Source organism: Paenibacillus alvei DSM 29 (genome assembly GCF_000293805.1).
In the GTDB taxonomy this organism is placed as follows: domain Bacteria; phylum Bacillota; class Bacilli; order Paenibacillales; family Paenibacillaceae; genus Paenibacillus_B; species Paenibacillus_B alvei.
The window spans coordinates 1259497-1278221 of sequence record NZ_AMBZ01000001.1 but is presented as its reverse complement, the minus strand read 5'-3'; the positions used below and the strand labels follow the sequence as shown (position 1 = coordinate 1278221).

Below are 18725 nucleotides of genomic sequence, written 5' to 3'. Positions count from 1 at the left end.
ACATATGTCTACTTCAACCCTGATGCAATCCATTAAAGAAGCCCGCCGGGATGCTTTGGTCAAGCATTATATCGCCAGTCAGGTTCCGACCGAGCTTACGGACAAGATTACGGATGCGGACAGTCTGTATGAGTACTTGCTGCTGGATACTAAGATCAGTGAACTGGTGAAAACATCGCCGATAGCGGAGGCCATCAGCAGCGTACAGTTATATATGAACCGCTGCGTCGAAGGCTATGAAGGGAAGTTGACTCCGGAAAGCAACAGCCATTTCGCGCCGGGAAAATTCCTGAATAATTGGGATACCTATAACAAGCGTTATTCCACCTGGGCAGGCAAAGAACGTCTGAAATATTATGCAGGCAGCTATATTGACCCGTCCTTGCGCTATAACAAAACCGATCCGTTCCTGAACCTGGAACAGAATATCAGCCAGGGAAGAATTACCGATGACACAGTTAAGAACGCACTGCAGCACTACCTGACTGAATATGAAGTGTTGGCGGATCTCGAGTATATCAGCGTAAATAAAGGTGGCGACGAAAGTGTTTTACTCTTTGTTGGACGCACGAAGACAATGCCTTACGAATATTACTGGCGCCGCTTAACACTGAAAAAGGACAATAACAATAAACTGGTACCAGCTATCTGGTCTGGGTGGAAAAAAATCACTGCCAATATCGGAGAAGCGCTTGATAACTATGTGCTCCCCTTCTGGGAGAACGGCCGTCTGCATATCAAGTGGATTACTATAGACAAAAAACAAGGGGGGGATGGGCAAGTCGACGATGCAGAGTACATCAATGATTGGTTTTTAAATAGTGCTGGGGTGTGGTGTTCATACAGTAAGGAGAAGGTATTTAATTCATTCGAATGGCTTGGCTATACCCTCCATGGCGAGACGTCCGATGAGGAATTAAACATAAAATTCTCTCTCAATAAGATGAGCATTAAGACTAGTTACCTCAATTTAACCTTTACAGCACTTTCAAATTCAAAAATAAATGTAAGGAATGATTCTCCTAGTTATTTTATTAATATGGTCAATATTGGTAACGAAGAGGTAAAACCGGGACAAAATAAGGACCTATCTGTTGCTTCTGATAAGAAATACCAAGTTTATGTTTCTGCTGATTCTTTGGGGAAGTTAACCTTTTACTTTAGCTATTTAGGAGAATTCGTCCAGCAATACGGATCAATTAACAATAGTCAATACACCCCTCCTTCTGGAAGCAATATCAAAGGTCCTATCGACCTTACCCTGAAAAATAACATCGACCTGTCGGCCTTGTTGGACAAGAGCCTTGACGCACTCTTCGACTACACCATTCAGGGGAATAACCAATTGGGCGGCTTAGCTGCCTTTAACGGGCCTTACGGACTTTACTTGTGGGAAATCTTCTTCCATGTTCCTTTTTTAATGGCGGTTCGCTTCCACACCGAGCAGCGGTATGAGTTGGCGGAACGTTGGTTTAAATTCATCTTCAACAGCGCAGGATACCGTGATGGCTTCGGCAATCTGCTGACGGATGGCAAAGGCAACGTGCGCTACTGGAACGTGATGCCGCTGCAGGAGGATACGGAGTGGGACGACACGTTGTCCCTGGCAACGACCGACCCGGACGAGATTGCGATGGCCGACCCGATGCAATACAAGCTGGCTATTTTTATTCACACCTTGGACTTCTTGATCAGCCGCGGCGACAGCTTGTACCGGATGCTGGAGCGGGATACCTTGACCGAAGCCAAGATGTATTATATCCAGGCCAGCCAACTGCTTGGTCCGCGCCCCGAGATCCGGATCAATCACAGTTGGCCTAATCCGACCCTGCAAAGCGAAGCAGACGCGGTAACCGCCGTACCGACGCGAAGCGATTCGCCGGCAGCGCCAATTTTGGCCATGCGAGCGCTTGTGACAGCCGAAAACGGTCATTTCCTGCCGCCTTATAATGATGAACTGTTCGCTTTCTGGGACAAAATCGATCTGCGTTTATACAATTTGCGCCACAATTTGAGTCTGGACGGTCAGCCGCTTCATTTGCCGCTCTTTGCCGAACCGGTCAATCCGCGTGAATTGCAGGTTCAGCATGGCCCGGGCGATGGCCTGGGGGGAAGCGCGGGTTCCGCCCAAAGCCGTCAGAGTGTCTATCGTTTCCCTCTGGTCATCGATAAGGCGCGCAATGCGGCCAACAGTGTCATCCAATTCGGCAATGCCCTGGAAAACGCACTGACAAAGCAGGACAGCGAAGCAATGACCATACTGTTGCAGTCCCAGCAGCAGATTGTCCTGCAGCAAACCCGCGATATTCAGGAGAAGAACCTGGCCGCGCTGCAAGCAAGTCTGGAAGCAACGATGACAGCGAAAGCGGGGGCGGAGTCCCGGAAGACCCATTTTGCCGGCTTGGCGGACAACTGGATGTCGGACAATGAAACCGCCTCACTCGCACTGCGTACCACCGCGGGAATCATCAATACCAGCTCAACCGTGCCGATCGCCATCACCGGCGGCTTGGATATGGCTCCGAACATTTTTGGTTTCGCAGTTGGAGGTTCCCGCTGGGGAGCAGCCAGCGCGGCTGTAGCCCAAGGATTGCAAATCGCTGCCGGTGTCATGGAGCAGACGGCCAATATTATCGACATCAGCGAAAGCTACCGCCGGCGCCGGGAGGATTGGCTGCTGCAGCGGGATATTGCCGAGAATGAAGCGGCGCAGTTGGATTCGCAGATTGCGGCCCTGCGGGAACAAATGGATATGGCGCGAAAACAACTTGCGCTGGCGGAGACGGAACAGGCGCACGCGCAAGCGGTCTACGAGCTGCAAAGCACCCGTTTTACGAATCAAGCTTTGTATAACTGGATGGCTGGACGTCTGTCGTCTCTATACTATCAAATGTATGACGCCGCATTGCCGCTCTGCTTGATGGCGAAGCAGGCTTTAGAGAAAGAAATCGGTTCGGATAAAACGGTCGGAGTCTTGTCCCTCCCGGCCTGGAATGATCTGTATCAGGGATTGCTGGCGGGCGAGGCGCTGCTGCTAGAGCTTCAGAAGCTGGAGAATCTGTGGCTGGAGGAAGACAAGCGCGGAATGGAAGCCGTGAAAACGGTATCTATAGACACCCTTCTCCGCAAAGAAACACCAGAGTCTAGCTTCGTAGAGCTAGTCAAGGAAGTTCTGGACGGAAAGACGCCTGACCCGGTGAGCGGAGTCGGCGTACAGCTGCAAAACAATATTTTCAGCGCAACCCTTGACCTCACCGTTCTTGGCTTGGATCGCTCCTACAACCAAGCGGAAAAGACCCGCAGGATCAAAAACCTGTCGGTTACCCTGCCGGCGTTATTGGGACCTTATCAGGATATAGAAGCAACCTTATCGCTAGGCGGCGAGACCGTTGCGCTGTCCCATGGCGTGGATGACAGCGGCTTGTTCACCACGGATCTCAACGACAGCCGGTTCCTGCCTTTCGAGGGCATGGATCCGTTATCCGGCACACTCGTCCTGTCGATATTCCATGCCGGGCAAGACGGCGACCAGCGCCTCCTGCTGGAAAGTCTCAATGACGTCATCTTCCACATTCGATATGTTATGAAATAGCTTTACAGTCAGATATATTCCGGGGCTTGTATTGACAAGCCCCTCCAAGGAGGAATTGGATTATGCCACAATCTAGCAATGCGGATATCAAGCTATTGTCGCCAACGCTGCCAAAGGGCGGCGGTTCGATGAAAGGAATAGAAGAAAACATCGCGGCTCCCGGCTCCGACGGCATGGCACGTTGTAACGTGCCGATGCCGGTAACCTCCGGCCGCTCTATTACTCCTGATATAAGCCTGTCCTATGCGAGCGGCAACGGCAACGGCGTTTGTGGAATGGGTTGGGCGATGGGAGTGATGCGCATTTGCCGCAGAACAAGCAACGGGATCCCCCATTATACAGCCGAAGATCAGTTCCTTGGTCCGGATGGGGAAGTGCTTGTTCCGGAATGCAACGAACAAGGGGAGGTCATTACCCGCCGCACCGATATTGCCCAGGGGATAACGTTAGGCGAGACGTTTACGGTTACCCGCTATTTTCCCCGGATCGAGAGCGCCTTTCATTTGCTGGAATACTGGGAAGCGCAAGCAGGAAGCGCAACAAGGCCGTTTTGGCTGCTTCATGCTGCCGACGGGGTGCTGCACTGTCTTGGCAAGACTGATCAAGCGCGGATTGCCGCCCCTGACGATTCCGCCAAGATCGCGGAATGGTTAGTGGAGGAGTCCGTCTCTCCCTTCGGAGAGCATATTTATTATCAATACAAAGAAGAAGACAATGAAGGCGTGAATCTGGAGCAAGACAATCATCAATATGGGGCGAACCGCTATCTTAAATCGATTCGCTATGGAAATAAGGTTGCCTCTCCTTCTCTCTATGTCTGGAAGGGGGAAATCCCTGCGGACGGCCAATGGCTGTATACCGCCATCCTGGATTATGGCGAGAACGATACGTCAGCGGATGTTCCTCCCCTATACGTGCCCCAAGGGGAGTGGCTGGCGCGCCAGGACCGTTTTTCCCGCTATGACTAAGGATTTGAGGTCCGGACTTGCCGCTTGTGCCGCCAGGTCTTGATGTTCCACGCCTTTAAGGAGCTTGGCGAGGAGCCGGCGCTGGTGTGGCGGATGCAGTTGGAATACGACGAGAACCCGGCGGCGTCCATGTTGAGCGCGGTCCGGCAATTGGCTTATGAAGCAGACGGGACCATCCGGAGCCTGCCGCCGCTGGAATTCGATTATACTTCATTTGACATCGAGGCAACGGCCGATTGGCAGTCTTTTCTGCCTGTGCCTGAATTGGCGGATAAAGAACATTATCAGTTGGTCGATTTGTACGGAGAAGGCATACCGGGCTTGTTATATCAGGATAATGACCACTGGCATTACCGTTCTCCCGCCCGGGGCGATTCACCGGATGGGATCGCCTATGACAGCTGGCGGCCGCTGCCTCATATTCCCGCGAACTCCCGGAACGGGATGCTGGTGGATCTGAATGGCGACGGGTATCTGGAATGGTTGCTTGCAGAACCCGGGGTTGCGGGGCAATATAGCATGAATCCGGATAAGAGCTGGTCCGGTTTTGTGCCGCTCCAGGCACTGCCAACGGAATTCTTCCATCCGCAGGCACAGCTTGCCGATGTAACGGGATCAGGATTAACCGATCTGGTTATGATCGGACCGAAGAGCGTCCGGTTTTATGCCGGAGAAGAAGCGGGCTTCAAGCGCGCATGTGAAGTGTGGCAGCAAGCGGGCATTACTTTGCCTGTGGAACGCGTAGATAAAAAGGAACTGGTAGCATTCAGCGATATGCTGGGATCGGGTCAGTCTCATTTGGTGCGCATCCGGCATGATGGCGTTACCTGCTGGCCTAATCTCGGGAACGGCGCGTTCGGGGCGCCGCTGGCCCTTCCCGGGTTCACGGCATCGGAGCGGGAATTCAACCCTGAGCGCGTATATCTTGCCGACCTTGATGGATCTGGCGCTTCCGATATGATTTATGCTTCTCGTGACGCTCTTCTCATTTACCGGAATCTTTCCGGCAACGGATTTGCTGATCCGCTGCGGGTTCCGCTGCCTGACGGCGTACGGTTTGATGATCTGTGCCGGCTGCTCCCCGCTGACATCCGCGGATTGGGGGCGGCCAGTCTGGTACTGCATGTGCCCTATATGGCCCCCCGCAGTTGGAAATTAGAGTTCTTTGCGGCGAAGCCGTATTTATTGCAAACCGTCAGCAACAATCTCGGCGCTTCCAGCTCGTTCCTGTACCGAAGCTCCGCCCAGTATTGGCTGGATGAGAAACAGGCTGCCTCATCGACTGTCTGCGGTGTGCCATTCCCGATCAACGTGGTATCGGACATGCACACGGTGGATGAAATCAGCGGCAGCGCCAGGATTCAGAAGTATACTTACCGCCATGGCGTGTATGACCGGACCGAAAAGGAATTTGCCGGGTTCGGCCGCATTGACACATGGGAAGAGGAGCGGGATTCCGAGGGAACCCTGAGCGTCAGCACTCCGCCCGTGCTGACGCGGACCTGGTATCATACCGGGCAACAGCAGGATGAGGAGCGTGCCGTGCAGCAATATTGGCAAGGCGACCCTGCCGCTTTTCAGGTTAAACCCGCCCGGCTTACTCGATTCGATGCGGCAGCGGCCCAGGATGTAGCGCTAGATTCCCCCAATGGGCGGCAAGAGTATTGGCTGTATCGCTCGTTGCGAGGAATGCCCCTGCGTTCTGAAATTTTTGCGGGAGATGTTGCGGGGCTGCCTCCTTATCAGGTGGAGAGCTTCCGTTATCAAGTGCGCTTGGTGCGGAACACAAATTCGGAATGTGTAACATTGCCCGTGCAGTTGGAGCAGCTTACGTACAACTATGAGCAAATCGCCTCTGATCCGCAGTGTTCACAGCAGATACAGCAACGGTTCGACGAATACGGCGTGGCGTCACAGAGTGTAACGATTCAATATCCGCGCCGGGCACAGCCGGAGGACAATCCGTACCCTCACACGCTGCCGGATACGAGCTGGAGCAGCAGTTATGATTCGCAGCAAATGCTGCTGCGCTTGACCAGGCAAAGGCAAAAAGCGTACCACCTTGCAGATCCTGAAGGCTGGCGCTTGAATATTCCCCATCAGACACGCTTGGATGCTTTCATTTATTCAGCTGACAGCATGCCTGCCGAAGGAATAAGCGCCGAGCTGCTGGAGATGGATGGCACGTTACGATCTCCGGCGCTGGAACAGGCTTATGGCGGCCAGTCCGAGATCATCTATGCGGGCGGGGGCGAACCGGATTTGCGAGCCCTGGTCCACTACACCAGAAGCGCGGTTCTTGATGAAGCCTGTTTACAAGCCTATGATGGCCTACTCAGCGATAGCCAATTGAATTCACTTCTTGCCTCTTCCGGCTATCAACGAAGCGCAAGAATATTAGGTTCCGGCGATGAAGCGGACATTTTTGTCGCGGAACAAGGATTTACCCGTTATGCGGATGAAGAGAGTTTTTTCCGTATTCTGGGACAACAAGCCTCTCTTTTGACCGGGGAACAAGTATTAACATGGGATGATCATTTCTGTGCGGTGACATCCATCGAAGACGCGCTTGGCAATCAAATTCAGATTGCATATGATTACCGCTTTGTGGAGGCTATCCAGATTACCGATGCGAATAACAATGTGAATCAGGTCTCCCTGGATGCTCTCGGCCGGGTCGTACACAGCCGGACCTGGGGCACGGAGGAAGGGATAGAGACGGGGTTCCGCCCGGAGGCAGACTTCTCGCCGCCGGAGACAGTGGAGCAGGCGCTTGCCTTGGCGTCTCCCCTGCCGGTTGCATCCTGCTGTGTTTATGATGCGCATAGCTGGATGGGAACGATAACTCTTGGGCAGCTGTCAGCGCTGGTTCCAGATAGTGAAAAGCAATGGTCGTTCTTGATAAACAATCGCTTGATTATGCCGGACGGCAGGATAAGAGCCCGCGGCCGGGAGCCATGGTCGCGTCAACGGCTATTGGAGCCTGTTGTGGCCAAGCTGCTAAGCGATGCGGACCGTAAGCCGCCTCATACGGTAATATTGGCAGCGGATCGTTACCCGGATGACCCATCCCAGCAAATTCAGGCCAGCATCGTGTTTAGCGATGGCTTTGGGCGAACGATACAAACTGCTAAAAGAGCAGATACCCGATGGACGGTTGCGGAACGGGTGGACTATGACGGAACCGGAGCCGTAATCCGAAGCTTTCAGCCTTTTTATCATGTTGACTGGCATTATGTGAGCGATGAGGCCGTCAGCAGCTCGATGTATGCAACGATCTATTACTATGATGCTCTGGCACGCCAAATAAGGATGGTCAACGCCAAAGGATATGAGAGAAGAAATAACTTTTATCCGTGGTTTACAGTGAATGAGGATGAAAATGATTTGTTCTGCCCAGCGCGGTGAGATGGAGGTTAACCTATGAAGAGAACGTCCATATATAGCGGGACGCCTACGATTTCGGTTGTGGATAACCGGAACCTGGAGATTCGCATTCTTCAGTATAACCGTATCGCGGCTGAAGATCTGTCAGATGAGTATATCCTGCGGAACACGTATACAGCGTCAGGCTATCTTGATAGCAGCATGGATCCCCGTCTTTTCGCGCAGTATCAGGAGGATAGCGGCACACCGCCGAATCTAAGAACTGCGGCTTCCCTGAGAGGCGAAGCGCTGCGCACGGAAAGCGCGGATGCCGGACGCAAGGCGGAGCTTTTTGATATCGAGGGGCGGCCAGTCTGGCTTATCGATGCCAACGGTACGCAGACGACTCTCGAATATGATGTCTTAGGCAGGCCGGCAGCCGTATTCGAGCAACAGGAAGGCACGGATTCTCCCCGGTGCCGGGAGCGGTTGATTTATGGCGAGAAGGAAGCGGATGCCCAGGCCAACAATTTGCGCGGGCAGTTGGTGCGCCACTACGATACCGCAGGCCGGATACAGACAGACAGCTTCTCGTTGGCCGGAATGCCGCTGCACCAAAGCCGTCAACTGCTGAAAAATTGGGATCATCCTGGTGACTGGAGTATGGAAGAGGAAAGTGCATGGGCCTCGTTGTTGGCTGGGGAAACCTATGATACGAGCTGGCGGTATGACGCGCAGGACAGGGTGCTCGCCCAAACCGACGCCAAAGGGAATCTCCAGCAACTGTCATATAATGACGCTGGCCAGCCGCAGGCGGTCGGCCTCACGCTGCAAGGCCAAGCGGAGCAACGGATCTGGAACCGGATCGAGTATAACGCGGCGGGTCAAGTGCAGCTCGCAGAAGCCGGGAATGGTGTCATAACGGAATATACTTACGAGGAGAGCACGCAGCGGCTAATCCGAAAAAAAGATTCCCGCCAGCTGTCCTCCGGGGAAAGAGAAGTCTTGCAGGATTATCGTTATGAGTATGATCCGGTGGGCAATATCCTGTCTATCTGCAATGAAGCGGAGTCGGTTCGTTATTTCCGCAATCAGGCCGTCGCTCCGAAAAGGCAATATGCCTACGATGCCCTATATCAGCTTGTATCCAGCTCGGGTCGGGAATCCGACGCGCTTCGTCAGCAGACGTCGCTTCCAGCCTTGATCACGCCTATCCCTTTGGACGATAGCCAATATGTCAATTACTCCGAGAAATACAGCTATGATCGGGCGGGCAATTTAATCAAGCTTAGTCATAACGGGGCGAGTCAATATATAACGAATGTGTATGTGGACAAAAGTTCAAACCGGGGGATTTGGCGGCAAGGGGAAGATATACCGGATATCGCGGCTTCCTTTGACAGAGCAGGCAATCAACAAGCTTTATTCCCGGGGAGACCGCTGGAATGGGATGCGCGCAATCAGTTAAGCCGAGTCCATATGGTCGTGCGCGAAGGCGGCGATAACGACTGGGAAGGATATCTCTATGACAGCTCAGGAATGCGCATCGTAAAACGGTCTACCCGCAAAACACAGACAACAACGCAAACGGATACGACCCTCTATTTGCCGGGCCTGGAGCTGCGCATCCGCCAGACCGGGGACCGGGTCACGGAAGTATTGCAGGTCATCACCGTGGATGAGGGGGCGGGACAAGCGAGGGTGCTGCACTGGGAGGATGGAACCGAGCCGGGCGGCATCGCCAATGATCAGTACCGGTACAGCCTGAACGATCATCTTAGCTCCTCTTTATTGGAAGTCGACGGGCAAGGTCAGATCATTAGTAAGGAAGAATTTTATCCCTATGGCGGCACAGCCCTGTGGACAGCCCGGTCAGAGGTGGAGGCAAGCTACAAGACCATGCGCTATTCAGGCAAAGAGTTGGATGCCACAGGCCTGTATTATTACGGATACCGCTACTATATGCCATGGCTGGGACGCTGGTTGAATCCGGACCCGGCCGGAACGGTAGATGGATTAAACCTGTACCGGATGGTCAGGAACAATCCTATAGGATTGATGGATCCGGATGGGAATGCGCCAATAAACAAGGCGGATTATAGAACCGAAAATGGCGATTTATTTTATGGACTAAGCGGGGAAAGGGGAAGATATATAAAGATATTCGATTCAAATTTTGCGAACCTACGTACAACCGAAGAAAAAACGCAGTATCCCGTGATTATAGATGCATATAACAATAAAGTAGTATCAAGTGTTCTGAAGAACTACCCTCTGAAAACGCTTGGAAATCTTATGAAGGAACCTAAAAAATATGCAAGTAAAATTAAGGTTCCAAAGAATTTAAAGCTGGATGCGGAGAAAGCGAACTTTCCTTTGTGGGCGGATTATTTCAAATTAGCAGAGGAAAATGCCAAATTTAATATCTCTGGTATCTTTAAAGATGTAGCGAAAAAATATGGAAGCGATCAATATCATGAGTGGGAGACAGGGAGTGCAATTGGCTTGGCACCAAAATTGCTGTGGAAACGAGGCAGCAAACTCGGCCTAGAAATCGCCGCTACAAATCAGAGAACAAAAATACATTTTGTGCTTGACAATCTAAATATCGAGCAGGTGGTTACGAAAGAGGGGAGCGGCGGCCAGTCAATCACAGCTTCTGAACTTCGCTATATTTACCGGAATCGCGACAGATTAGAAGGGCGTGTCATTTTCTATAGAAATAATGAAAGGCTAGATCAAGCTCCATGGCAAGAAAATCCTGGGCTATGGAGCCAGTATCAGCCAAGTCTTAGAGGAAGCAGCACGTCAGGAGCGAAAGAACGAGGGATCGGGAACTTTTTCCGCCGATTATCAATGAGGAGATAGTAGGATTCCAATGAAATTGCTCCCCATTGGTTCTATGGAAACTAATGGGGAGTGTGATTCACTCCGGTTCAACGTCATTCATGTTGAATTCTGTTGGGAGGCTAAACCAATGAAAACAAAATCTATATATAGCGGCACGCCTACGATTTCGGTAATAGATAACCGGAACCTGGAGATTCGCACTCTTCAGTATAACCGTATCGCGGCTGAAAATCTGGCAGATGAGTATATCCTGCGGAACACGTATACGGTGTTAGGCAATCTTGAGAGCAGCATGGATCCCCGCCTGTTCGCGCAGTATCAGGAGGATAGCGGCACCCCGCCGAATCTAAGAGCCATAGCTTCCCTGAGAGGCGAAGCGCTGCGTTCGGAAAGCGTGGATGCCGGCCGCAAGGCGGAGCTTTTTGATATCGAGGGGCGGCCAGTCTGGCTTATCGATGCCAACGGCACACAGACGACTCTCGAATATGATGGATTAGGCAGGCCAACTGCCGTATTCGAGCAGCAGGAAGGCAAGGAAGTTCCTCAGTGCCGGGATCGGTTTATTTATGGCGAGAATGAAACGGATGCCCAAGCCAACAATTTGCGCGGACAGTTGGTGCGTCACTACGATACCGCGGGCCGGATACAGACAGGCGGCTTCTCGTTGGCAGGAAGACCGCTGCAACAAAATCGTCAACTGTTAAAAAATATGGATCAACCTGGCGACTGGAGTATGGATAATGAAAGCGCTTGGGCCCATTTGCTTGCGGCTGAATCATATGAGACGAACTGGCGGTATGACGCCCAGGACAGGGTGCTCGCCCAAACCGACGCCAAAGGGAATATCCAGCAACTGACTTACAATGCCGCGGGCCAGCCACAGACTGTCAGCCTCACGCTGCAAGGCCAAGCGGAGCAACGCATTTGGAACCGGATCGAATACAATGCGGCGGGCCAAGTGCAAACCGCCGAAGCCGGGAATGGTATCATAACGGAATATACTTACGAGGACAGCACGCAGCGGTTAATCCGAAAAAAAGATTCCCGCGGGCTGTCCTCCGGGGGAAGAGAAGTCTTGCAGGATTATCGTTATGAATATGATCCGGTAGGCAATATCTTGTCTATTTGCAATGAAGCGGAGCCGGTTCGTTATTTTCGCAATCAGGTCGTTGCTCCGAAAAGGCAGTATGTCTACGATGCCTTGTATCAGCTTGTATCCAGTTCGGGACGGGAATCCGACGCGCTTCGTCAGCAGCCGTCCCTTCCACCCTTAATCACGCCTATTCCCCTGGACGATAGCCAATACGTCAATTACGCTGAAAAATACAGCTATGATCGGGCGGGCAATTTAATCAAGCTTAGCCATAACGGGGCAAGTCAATATACAACGAATGTGTATGTGGACAAAAGTTCAAACCGGGGGATTTGGCGGCAAGGGGAAGACAACCCAGATATCGCGGCTTCCTTTGACAGGGCAGGCAATCAAAGAGCTTTATTCCCGGGGAGACCATTGGAATGGGATACGCGCAATCAATTAAGCCGTGTCCATATGGTCGTACGTGAAGACGAAGATAACGACTGGGAAGGCTATCTCTATGATAGCTCAGGGATGCGCATCGTGAAACGGTCTACCCGCAAGACACAGACCACAACGCAAACGGATACGACCATCTATTTGCCGGGCCTGGAGCTGCGAATCCGCCAGACCGGGGACCTGGTCACGGAAGCAATGCAGGTCATTACCGTGGATGAGGGAGCGGGACAAGTGAGGGTGCTGCACTGGGAGGATGGAACCGAGCCGAGCGGCATCGCCAATGATCAGTACCGGTACAGCCTGAACGATCATCTTAGCTCCTCTTTATTGGAAGTCGACGGGCAAGGTCGGATCATTAGTAAGGAAGAATTTTATCCCTATGGCGGGACAGCCCTGTGGACAGCCCGGTCAGAGGTGGAGGCTAGCTACAAGACCATGCGCTATTCAGGCAAAGAGTTGGATGCCACAGGCCTGTATTATTACGGATACCGCTACTATATGCCATGGCTGGGTCGCTGGTTGAATCCGGACCCGGCCGGAACGGTAGATGGATTAAACATGTACCGCATGGTCAGGAATAATCCCGTTACATTCCTTGATAATAAGGGTTTAAAACCGGAAAAATCAAAAAAAGGCTTGAAACCGGAATTACCTTATACCTTCACTACAAGCTTGTCTGAACCTGTTGCTAGTGGGGAAGAAGACCTCCATCTTTCTTCAATGACACTTAATCGTTCTTCGATAAAAATGGACAATGACGGAACGGTATGGGAAAATATAAAAGAAAACTTTGAACCAATAGAAACTCGTCTGATCGAGACTGCGATAGAATTTGAAAAGAAGTATAAACCTATACTTTCAAGAAAGGAACTTGGCCCGGCAATTGCGGTTGTATATAATAAGAAAACGGAAAATCTTCATACCGCATTTAACCACCCGGAAGGAAAATTGCCGGAACAAATGCATCCTATAATAGAAGAACGAATTCGGAATATGCCGGAAGATGTTCGAAAGTCATATGAAGAAATGACGCGAGGAGCAGGTTCGCATGCGGAGGTATATGCTTCGAATCGTGCACTTCTGGATCATACGGAAACAGGAGCAGAAGATATCATTATTTATGTGAATAGAGTGAATGAGCCCAAAGCGAAACCCGCAGAAATCAGGCCGTTTATAACTTGTCCGCATTGTGAATATATACTGGAAGGCCTTAATGTTGTATCAAATAAATTTGGGAAATGGATGCCAAACCAAAGCAACAACACGAACAGCGAATGGCAAAGGGCCGCTTAATAGGAGAGGCAGCATACTCACTTCGTGATGACGAGTGGTATGTCTGCCTCTTGAATCGTTCGAAGTCTGAAGAGGATGAGAAAGGACAGATAGTATATGGATAACTATAACATTTTGCCAATCGAAAAGGTTTTGGAAGAAGGAATTGAATTTGCAGGAGATGTTTGTTTTTCCGGAGAATGGGGACAATATGTTTGTAGCGCCCCTATTGAAGAGGGGGGCCAACCTATTACTGGAATTGTGTATGAAAAATTTGAAAATGGAAATTTAGAATACTATACTTACTATAAAAATGGCATTATGAATGGTATCTCGGTACATTTTTATGAAAGCGGTAAAATAAAAAGCGTCTCAAATATGTATAGAGGAACAACACATGGAAAAACAGTTTGTTGGCATGAAAATGGAAATGTTATGTCCGTAGCAGACAGTAAATATGGTTTTGACTTAACCTATAAAGAATGGGATGAAAGTGGAAAGTTAATCAAAGAAAAAATGGAACTGTCTGATTTCGAAAAAGGAATGATAGAAAAATATGATGAAGATGAAAAAAGATGGACAAAATCCGAACTATTGTGAATATCTTGCCAATTTTGAAAAAGAACAAAATAAATTAAAAAAAGGGATAAAGCTTGAAAATGGTTTTGATAAGAATAAAATCAAGTTCATTTCAGGCATTGATTTAGCATATTGGGAAAACAATAATGAAACTTATGCCGTGTGCTGTATCGTAACCATTGATTATGAAAGTCACCAAATTGTCGAAACAAAATATTTATCAGGTGAAATAACGGTGCCCTATATTGCCGGGTATCTTTCTTTTAGAGAATTGCCTTTGATTCTTGAAACCTATAAATTACTAGAAATTGAACCAGACATAATAATGTTCGATGGCAATGGCTTTTTGCACTACAGAAATATGGGTATCGCCACACACGCTTCTTTTTATTTACATAAACCAACGATTGGCGTGGCCAAAAGCTACTTAAAGATCGAAAATGTTGAGTACCATATGCCTTTAGATGAGGATAGAGCTTTTACAGACATTATTATTCATAGTACAGTCTATGGCAGAACATTGAGACCACATAAAGGAGTAAAACCCATTTTCATTTCTTGCGGGAATTGGATAGACATAGATACGGCTACAGATATTGTGCTGAATTGTATTAACCAAGAGAGCAGACAACCGATACCAATAAGATTGGCAGATATTGAAACCAGGAAAATGAGAGAAGTCTTCATGAGAGAGCACAAAAGCTTATAGGGCCAAGCCTGCCGGGCGCATAAAATGTAAAAAGCATCAGAGCTGAATGAGTCGGCTGCTGATGCTTATTTATTGGACCGAACGAAATCTCTGCAAGTACGAATGGAGCACGGTATTGTTATTGTTGATACCCCCGTTTTTATAAGGATAGACTAAGCAGTTGTTTAATAGACTTTAAATCTTTCAGGATAAGTTTATCTGGAATCCAAATGACAGGAATTTGAGTTTTATTGATTTTGTAATTGGTTATAATGAAATCGAATTTGACCGTATTGCTTGGTTCGGTTTGAAGGTTTAGAACGTTTCCTAATTCATTATTTAATTTGTGATAGATGAATTTTTTCCAATTGGTTGGTCCGGATAACAGCAGTAAAACCTTTTTTTTATAATTTGACAGGAGAATAGATAAAATTTGAAACGTGATGTGGTAGCTCTCATCTTCAGATAATCTATTTTCATTTATTTCTTTATTCCACGTGATAATAAGAGGGTGAATGATGTTGTAGCCCTCTATTAATTCAAGAGGAATTGTCTTAAATTTACCCCAAAAGTATTCTAACGGTAAATTGAGATTTTTAAATATATAGATCTTGTGGAAAGAAAAATGGATGTTATGTCTTATTTCTTCTATTACTTTGGCATTCATATTTACTTCACTTGAAATCATGTCAATTAAAGCAAGGTGCTTATCGTAAAGTTGTTTACAGGATCCACGATAGTAATTCTTGATTTTACTTTTTTCATTATCATCCCCCTCGGAGATGAGGAAAAAAAATAGTGTAAAAAACTTAAGTTCATTTTGCTGGAAGCTGACCTTATAGAAATTTTCAATCGCAGAGACAATGGCATAGGTGCAATCTAACTTTTGAGAGCTAAATATGTAGTCCATATTAAAACTTTTGGAAATAAAATGTTTATATATATTTCGATTTACAGACACATTGATGAGTATGGTTAATAGATTATAATCGATCTCAATTTTATAAAAACGAATATAGTTCTCAATTTTTTGTTGCAAGTCTAGCTCCGGTTTAAAAATTTGTTTATACTTTTGCACGTTAAAAAAAGAACCATATAGAAGTATCTAATATTCAGTTCCTTTCCAATTATTTGAATCGTTGTTCTGAAATTAAAATCAAGATTAAAATGTCTAAGTATTTTTCTGAAATTATTTAATTTTTCTTCAATGTTAATTTATCTAAGTACAATATTTGAGACCATTTTTCCAGGCTATAATACTTCTGATTGAATATTCCCATTAAAATGTTGTAAAGCTCACTGTTTATTAGATAAGTAGCTATAATAGTGGAAAGATGATCTAAAGGATCTTTTTTTAGAACGTAACCTTTGGAATTAATGCTTATTATGTCCCAATTATTTGGAAGAGTTTGTTTTAATTGAGAAATGTCACTTATAATCGTTCTGCTTGTACATTGCAGCTTACGGGCTAAAGAACTTGAAGACACGATACCTTCGCTGTCTATTAAGGATTCTAATATTTGGATTTTTCGAATAATTGAATGATTTTGAATTAAGTGGGCGGTGAATTTATCCATTTAGTCTCCCCCTCGAAAAGCGATAAATGGTTAAAGTGCAAATCCTTTGTCTGGTGCTATGGATTTACGAATTTCCCCTAAACATATCTTTCTAATGTTTGTCTTCTTAATGAAAATCTTTATTATTTTTCTCCTTCTCACAATTTATATTCCAATTAGAAAGTAACGTAATTTTGTAATGAAAAACGATACATAATTTCATTAATAGATGAAAATATGTATGGTTTTTAAAATGTTTGTAAAGGTCGGCTTAATGCGGTTAATGGAAGGTTAAGAGATATTATTTTGCGAGGGGGAGCTAAGAAAGATATAAGATAGAGGTATCGAAAAGGAAGGAGATTAACGAAATTTGGGTTTATTTGTTGGATAGTGTTTACAATAATCAAATTTTATGGTAATCTATCGATAATCAAATATATGCAATCCCAAAGGAAGGTGAGGCTGTGAGTACCGTTGCTGCGAAGCCACAGAGGTTGGGGGAGCTAATACAGTACTATCGGCAGAAGAAGGAATTGAGTCTGTCTAAGCTGCAAGAAGCGGTCGGCATAGATAAAGGCAGCCTGTCGAGAATTGAAAACAGCGAGGTCAAGCGCCCTGATTTTCAATCTATCCTGTCGATCGCTGCGGTATTGGACATTCCCCATGACGCCATCGTAGAACAGTACATCGAGATCGGACATAAATCGGAAGTCATATACACTATTTTACAGAATGAATTGACAACACTCGAGCATCCTTCGCTCATACCGAAAATTGCCGCCAAGTTTCTTGAAGCGCCCAATGAAGACAGCCTGGATGCAGTAGAGAAGTTGTATCACACTGTAGACTCCATAGATCATGCCCCCACTCAATTATCATTGTTCAACCTCATTGTCAATTACTCACGCGCCCATGGAATCATGCCTTACATTGCCAAACAATAGCGTTGCATAAAAGAATCCCACTGCAAATATTAAAGGAAAGATATTGTTGCAGATAAAATAATTTACAGTTTTCTTGCTTTCATATAAGCCAAAAAGTTAAGGGTTCTATGAAAGCAAGTAGCCGCGCCCATTTGGTAATATCTATCATTTCAAGGAACTATTTTCCTGAATCTTAGGTCTTTACGACTTTCTGCCGACCTTTGGAAGTGCGAGCAGGCTTCCGAAAAACAGCTTCTCTGAACGTTTCCCAGGGCTGATACAGCATTGAGATAAGTAGTCGATGTAGATCTAATAAGCTCTTCGTTGTACCAAGCTCCATTTTCATCAAGAGCTGAAGGCTATATGCGATCAAACAAATGAGGATCTGATTCCATACCGCGTTCTCTTGCTCTCCATAGAAACGCGTCAGCTTCAGATGCTGTTTAACCCAACGGAAGAATGTTTCTATCTTCCAACGATTGCGATACAGCTCACTGATCTCTTCTGCTGTTAAATCAAAGCGATTGCTAATGATGCGGATCAGCTTACCCTTTAAATCGGTCGTTTCTACAAGTCGCAATGCCTCTTCCATCTGTTTCTTTCCTTTACCGATTCGAACCATTTGATCCCGATGGATCAAGGAGTTTTCGGCTACTGGAAATTCGGAGAGCGTCTCCACGACCGCGTTGTTCTTCAAACGAGTTACGAAAAAAATGCCTTCCCTGCAGTAATGATCATACTTCTTGTAATCGACATAGCCGCGATCGAACACATAGGTGGCTCCGGTTTCATCAATAAGAGCATCCATTTGAGTACGATCCGCAGGCTTCGCAGGTGTAAGCACTGCCTTTTCTGGATAAACCGTGTCCGGATCGCAAAAGGTTACTCGCAAATGAAGTTTGACACCGGATTTTGTTTTTCGGTACGTTGCCCATTTGTATTTACTTAAACATAGGCTCATCGTCGTGGAATCTAGCAATTTTACTGTGCCGATTCGCCCTGAAGCAGGACGGCTGTGCTCGCTGATTTTCAAGACCAGATCCGCAAATATGCTTTGCAAAACCTCACTGGAAAGCTTGTTGTTTTTCCTTGATAGCTGTGAGGTGCTTATGGACGTAATTCCAAGTTCTTTCTGGAACGCTTCGTTACACTGCAATTCAGTAACGATAGTTCGTAAACAGTCTCGCTGCTGCAGCTGTGCATCCATAAAGATCAAGAGATAGGCCAGTGAATGCAGCTTTTTAACGTACTTATCTTCGCCGGTTTTATCCGTCCAATCTGAAATGATTTGTGCATTTAGTGGTGCGACCCATTTACCAAATGATGAAAGTAGTGTATCCTTGTCCATGTACGATCTCCTATGATTAGGGATTTGGACAGGACTACCTGCTCCCCTA

The 18725-nt window shown here is 47.6% G+C and carries 11 protein-coding genes and 1 pseudogene; 8 read left to right on the top strand and 4 right to left on the bottom strand.

The features are described 5' to 3' along the window. The first annotated feature begins 4 nt into the window (after positions 1-4). The 7 genes from PAV_RS05920 to PAV_RS05895 all read left to right on the top strand — a co-directional run bounded on the left by PAV_RS05920 (position 5) and on the right by PAV_RS05895 (position 14870). Positions 5-3592 (top strand): Tc toxin subunit A-related protein, encoded by a 3588-nt coding sequence (locus PAV_RS05920; protein ID WP_005544326.1) that lies wholly within the window; start codon positions 5-7, stop codon positions 3590-3592. Positions 3593-3654: 62 nt separating this feature from the next. Then, entirely contained in the window at positions 3655-4560 is a 906-nt protein-coding gene (locus PAV_RS32200; RefSeq protein ID WP_005544325.1) for a SpvB/TcaC N-terminal domain-containing protein, read from the top strand. 129 nt (positions 4561-4689) lie between these two features. Beyond that, the gene (locus tag PAV_RS05915; protein WP_157266585.1) at positions 4690-7968 is read left to right on the top strand and encodes a toxin TcdB middle/C-terminal domain-containing protein; all 3279 of its coding nucleotides are present in this window, start codon (positions 4690-4692) and stop codon (positions 7966-7968) included. 15 nt (positions 7969-7983) lie between these two features. Beyond that, positions 7984-10794 carry an RHS repeat-associated core domain-containing protein gene (locus PAV_RS05910; RefSeq protein ID WP_005544320.1) on the top strand — a complete coding sequence of 937 codons (2811 nt, stop codon included), beginning with the start codon at positions 7984-7986 and terminating at the stop codon, positions 10792-10794. Positions 10795-10903: 109 nt separating this feature from the next. After that, the gene (locus PAV_RS05905) at positions 10904-13603 is read left to right on the top strand and encodes an RHS repeat-associated core domain-containing protein (protein WP_051135053.1); all 2700 of its coding nucleotides are present in this window, start codon (positions 10904-10906) and stop codon (positions 13601-13603) included. A gap of 96 nt (positions 13604-13699) precedes the next feature. After that, a complete protein-coding gene (locus PAV_RS05900) occupies positions 13700-14182 on the top strand; it encodes a toxin-antitoxin system YwqK family antitoxin (protein ID WP_005544316.1) in 483 nt (160 codons plus the stop codon). Next, positions 14139-14870: an endonuclease V gene (locus PAV_RS05895; RefSeq protein ID WP_005544314.1), complete on the top strand. Its 732-nt coding sequence runs from the start codon at positions 14139-14141 to the stop codon at positions 14868-14870. Before PAV_RS05900 ends, PAV_RS05895 begins: the two co-directional genes overlap by 44 nt. 139 nt (positions 14871-15009) lie before the next feature. On the opposite strand, the gene PAV_RS35965 is transcribed toward PAV_RS05895, so the two are convergent. The 3 genes from PAV_RS35965 to PAV_RS35955 are packed head-to-tail and all read right to left on the bottom strand — an operon-like array spanning position 15010 to position 16426. Further along, the gene (locus PAV_RS35965) at positions 15010-15927 is read right to left on the bottom strand and encodes a hypothetical protein (protein WP_238555748.1); all 918 of its coding nucleotides are present in this window, start codon (positions 15925-15927) and stop codon (positions 15010-15012) included. Then, positions 15891-16028 (bottom strand): helix-turn-helix domain-containing protein, encoded by a 138-nt coding sequence (locus PAV_RS35960; protein ID WP_238555771.1) that lies wholly within the window; start codon positions 16026-16028, stop codon positions 15891-15893. The genes PAV_RS35965 and PAV_RS35960 overlap by 37 nt, the downstream gene beginning before the upstream one ends. A 14-nt stretch (positions 16029-16042) precedes the next feature. Then, complete coding sequence (locus tag PAV_RS35955) at positions 16043-16426, bottom strand: helix-turn-helix domain-containing protein (RefSeq protein WP_005544310.1); 384 nt, start codon at positions 16424-16426, stop codon at positions 16043-16045. A gap of 443 nt (positions 16427-16869) precedes the next feature. Here PAV_RS35955 and PAV_RS05885 point away from each other — a divergent pair. Then, a pseudogene (locus PAV_RS05885) lies at positions 16870-17343 on the top strand (helix-turn-helix domain-containing protein); the annotation flags it as partial. Between the two features lie 178 nt (positions 17344-17521). Here the strand turns inward: PAV_RS05885 and PAV_RS05880 are convergent. Beyond that, a complete protein-coding gene (locus PAV_RS05880) occupies positions 17522-18676 on the bottom strand; it encodes an IS4 family transposase (protein ID WP_005543483.1) in 1155 nt (384 codons plus the stop codon). Between the last annotated feature and the right edge of the window lie 49 nt (positions 18677-18725).

What these genes read in the sequence shown, in the direction of transcription:
- PAV_RS05920 (WP_005544326.1), top strand. Translation starts at nt 5, where the DNA reads ATGTCTACTTCAACCCTGATGCAATCCATTAAAGAAGCCCGCCGGGAT.
- PAV_RS32200 (WP_005544325.1), top strand. Translation starts at nt 3,655, where the DNA reads ATGCCACAATCTAGCAATGCGGATATCAAGCTATTGTCGCCAACGCTG.
- PAV_RS05915 (WP_157266585.1), top strand. Translation starts at nt 4,690, where the DNA reads ATGTTGAGCGCGGTCCGGCAATTGGCTTATGAAGCAGACGGGACCATC.
- PAV_RS05910 (WP_005544320.1), top strand. Translation starts at nt 7,984, where the DNA reads ATGAAGAGAACGTCCATATATAGCGGGACGCCTACGATTTCGGTTGTG.
- PAV_RS05905 (WP_051135053.1), top strand. Translation starts at nt 10,904, where the DNA reads ATGAAAACAAAATCTATATATAGCGGCACGCCTACGATTTCGGTAATA.
- PAV_RS05900 (WP_005544316.1), top strand. Translation starts at nt 13,700, where the DNA reads ATGGATAACTATAACATTTTGCCAATCGAAAAGGTTTTGGAAGAAGGA.
- PAV_RS05895 (WP_005544314.1), top strand. Translation starts at nt 14,139, where the DNA reads ATGATGAAGATGAAAAAAGATGGACAAAATCCGAACTATTGTGAATAT.
- PAV_RS35955 (WP_005544310.1), bottom strand. Translation starts at nt 16,426, where the DNA reads ATGGATAAATTCACCGCCCACTTAATTCAAAATCATTCAATTATTCGA.
- PAV_RS05880 (WP_005543483.1), bottom strand. Translation starts at nt 18,676, where the DNA reads ATGGACAAGGATACACTACTTTCATCATTTGGTAAATGGGTCGCACCA.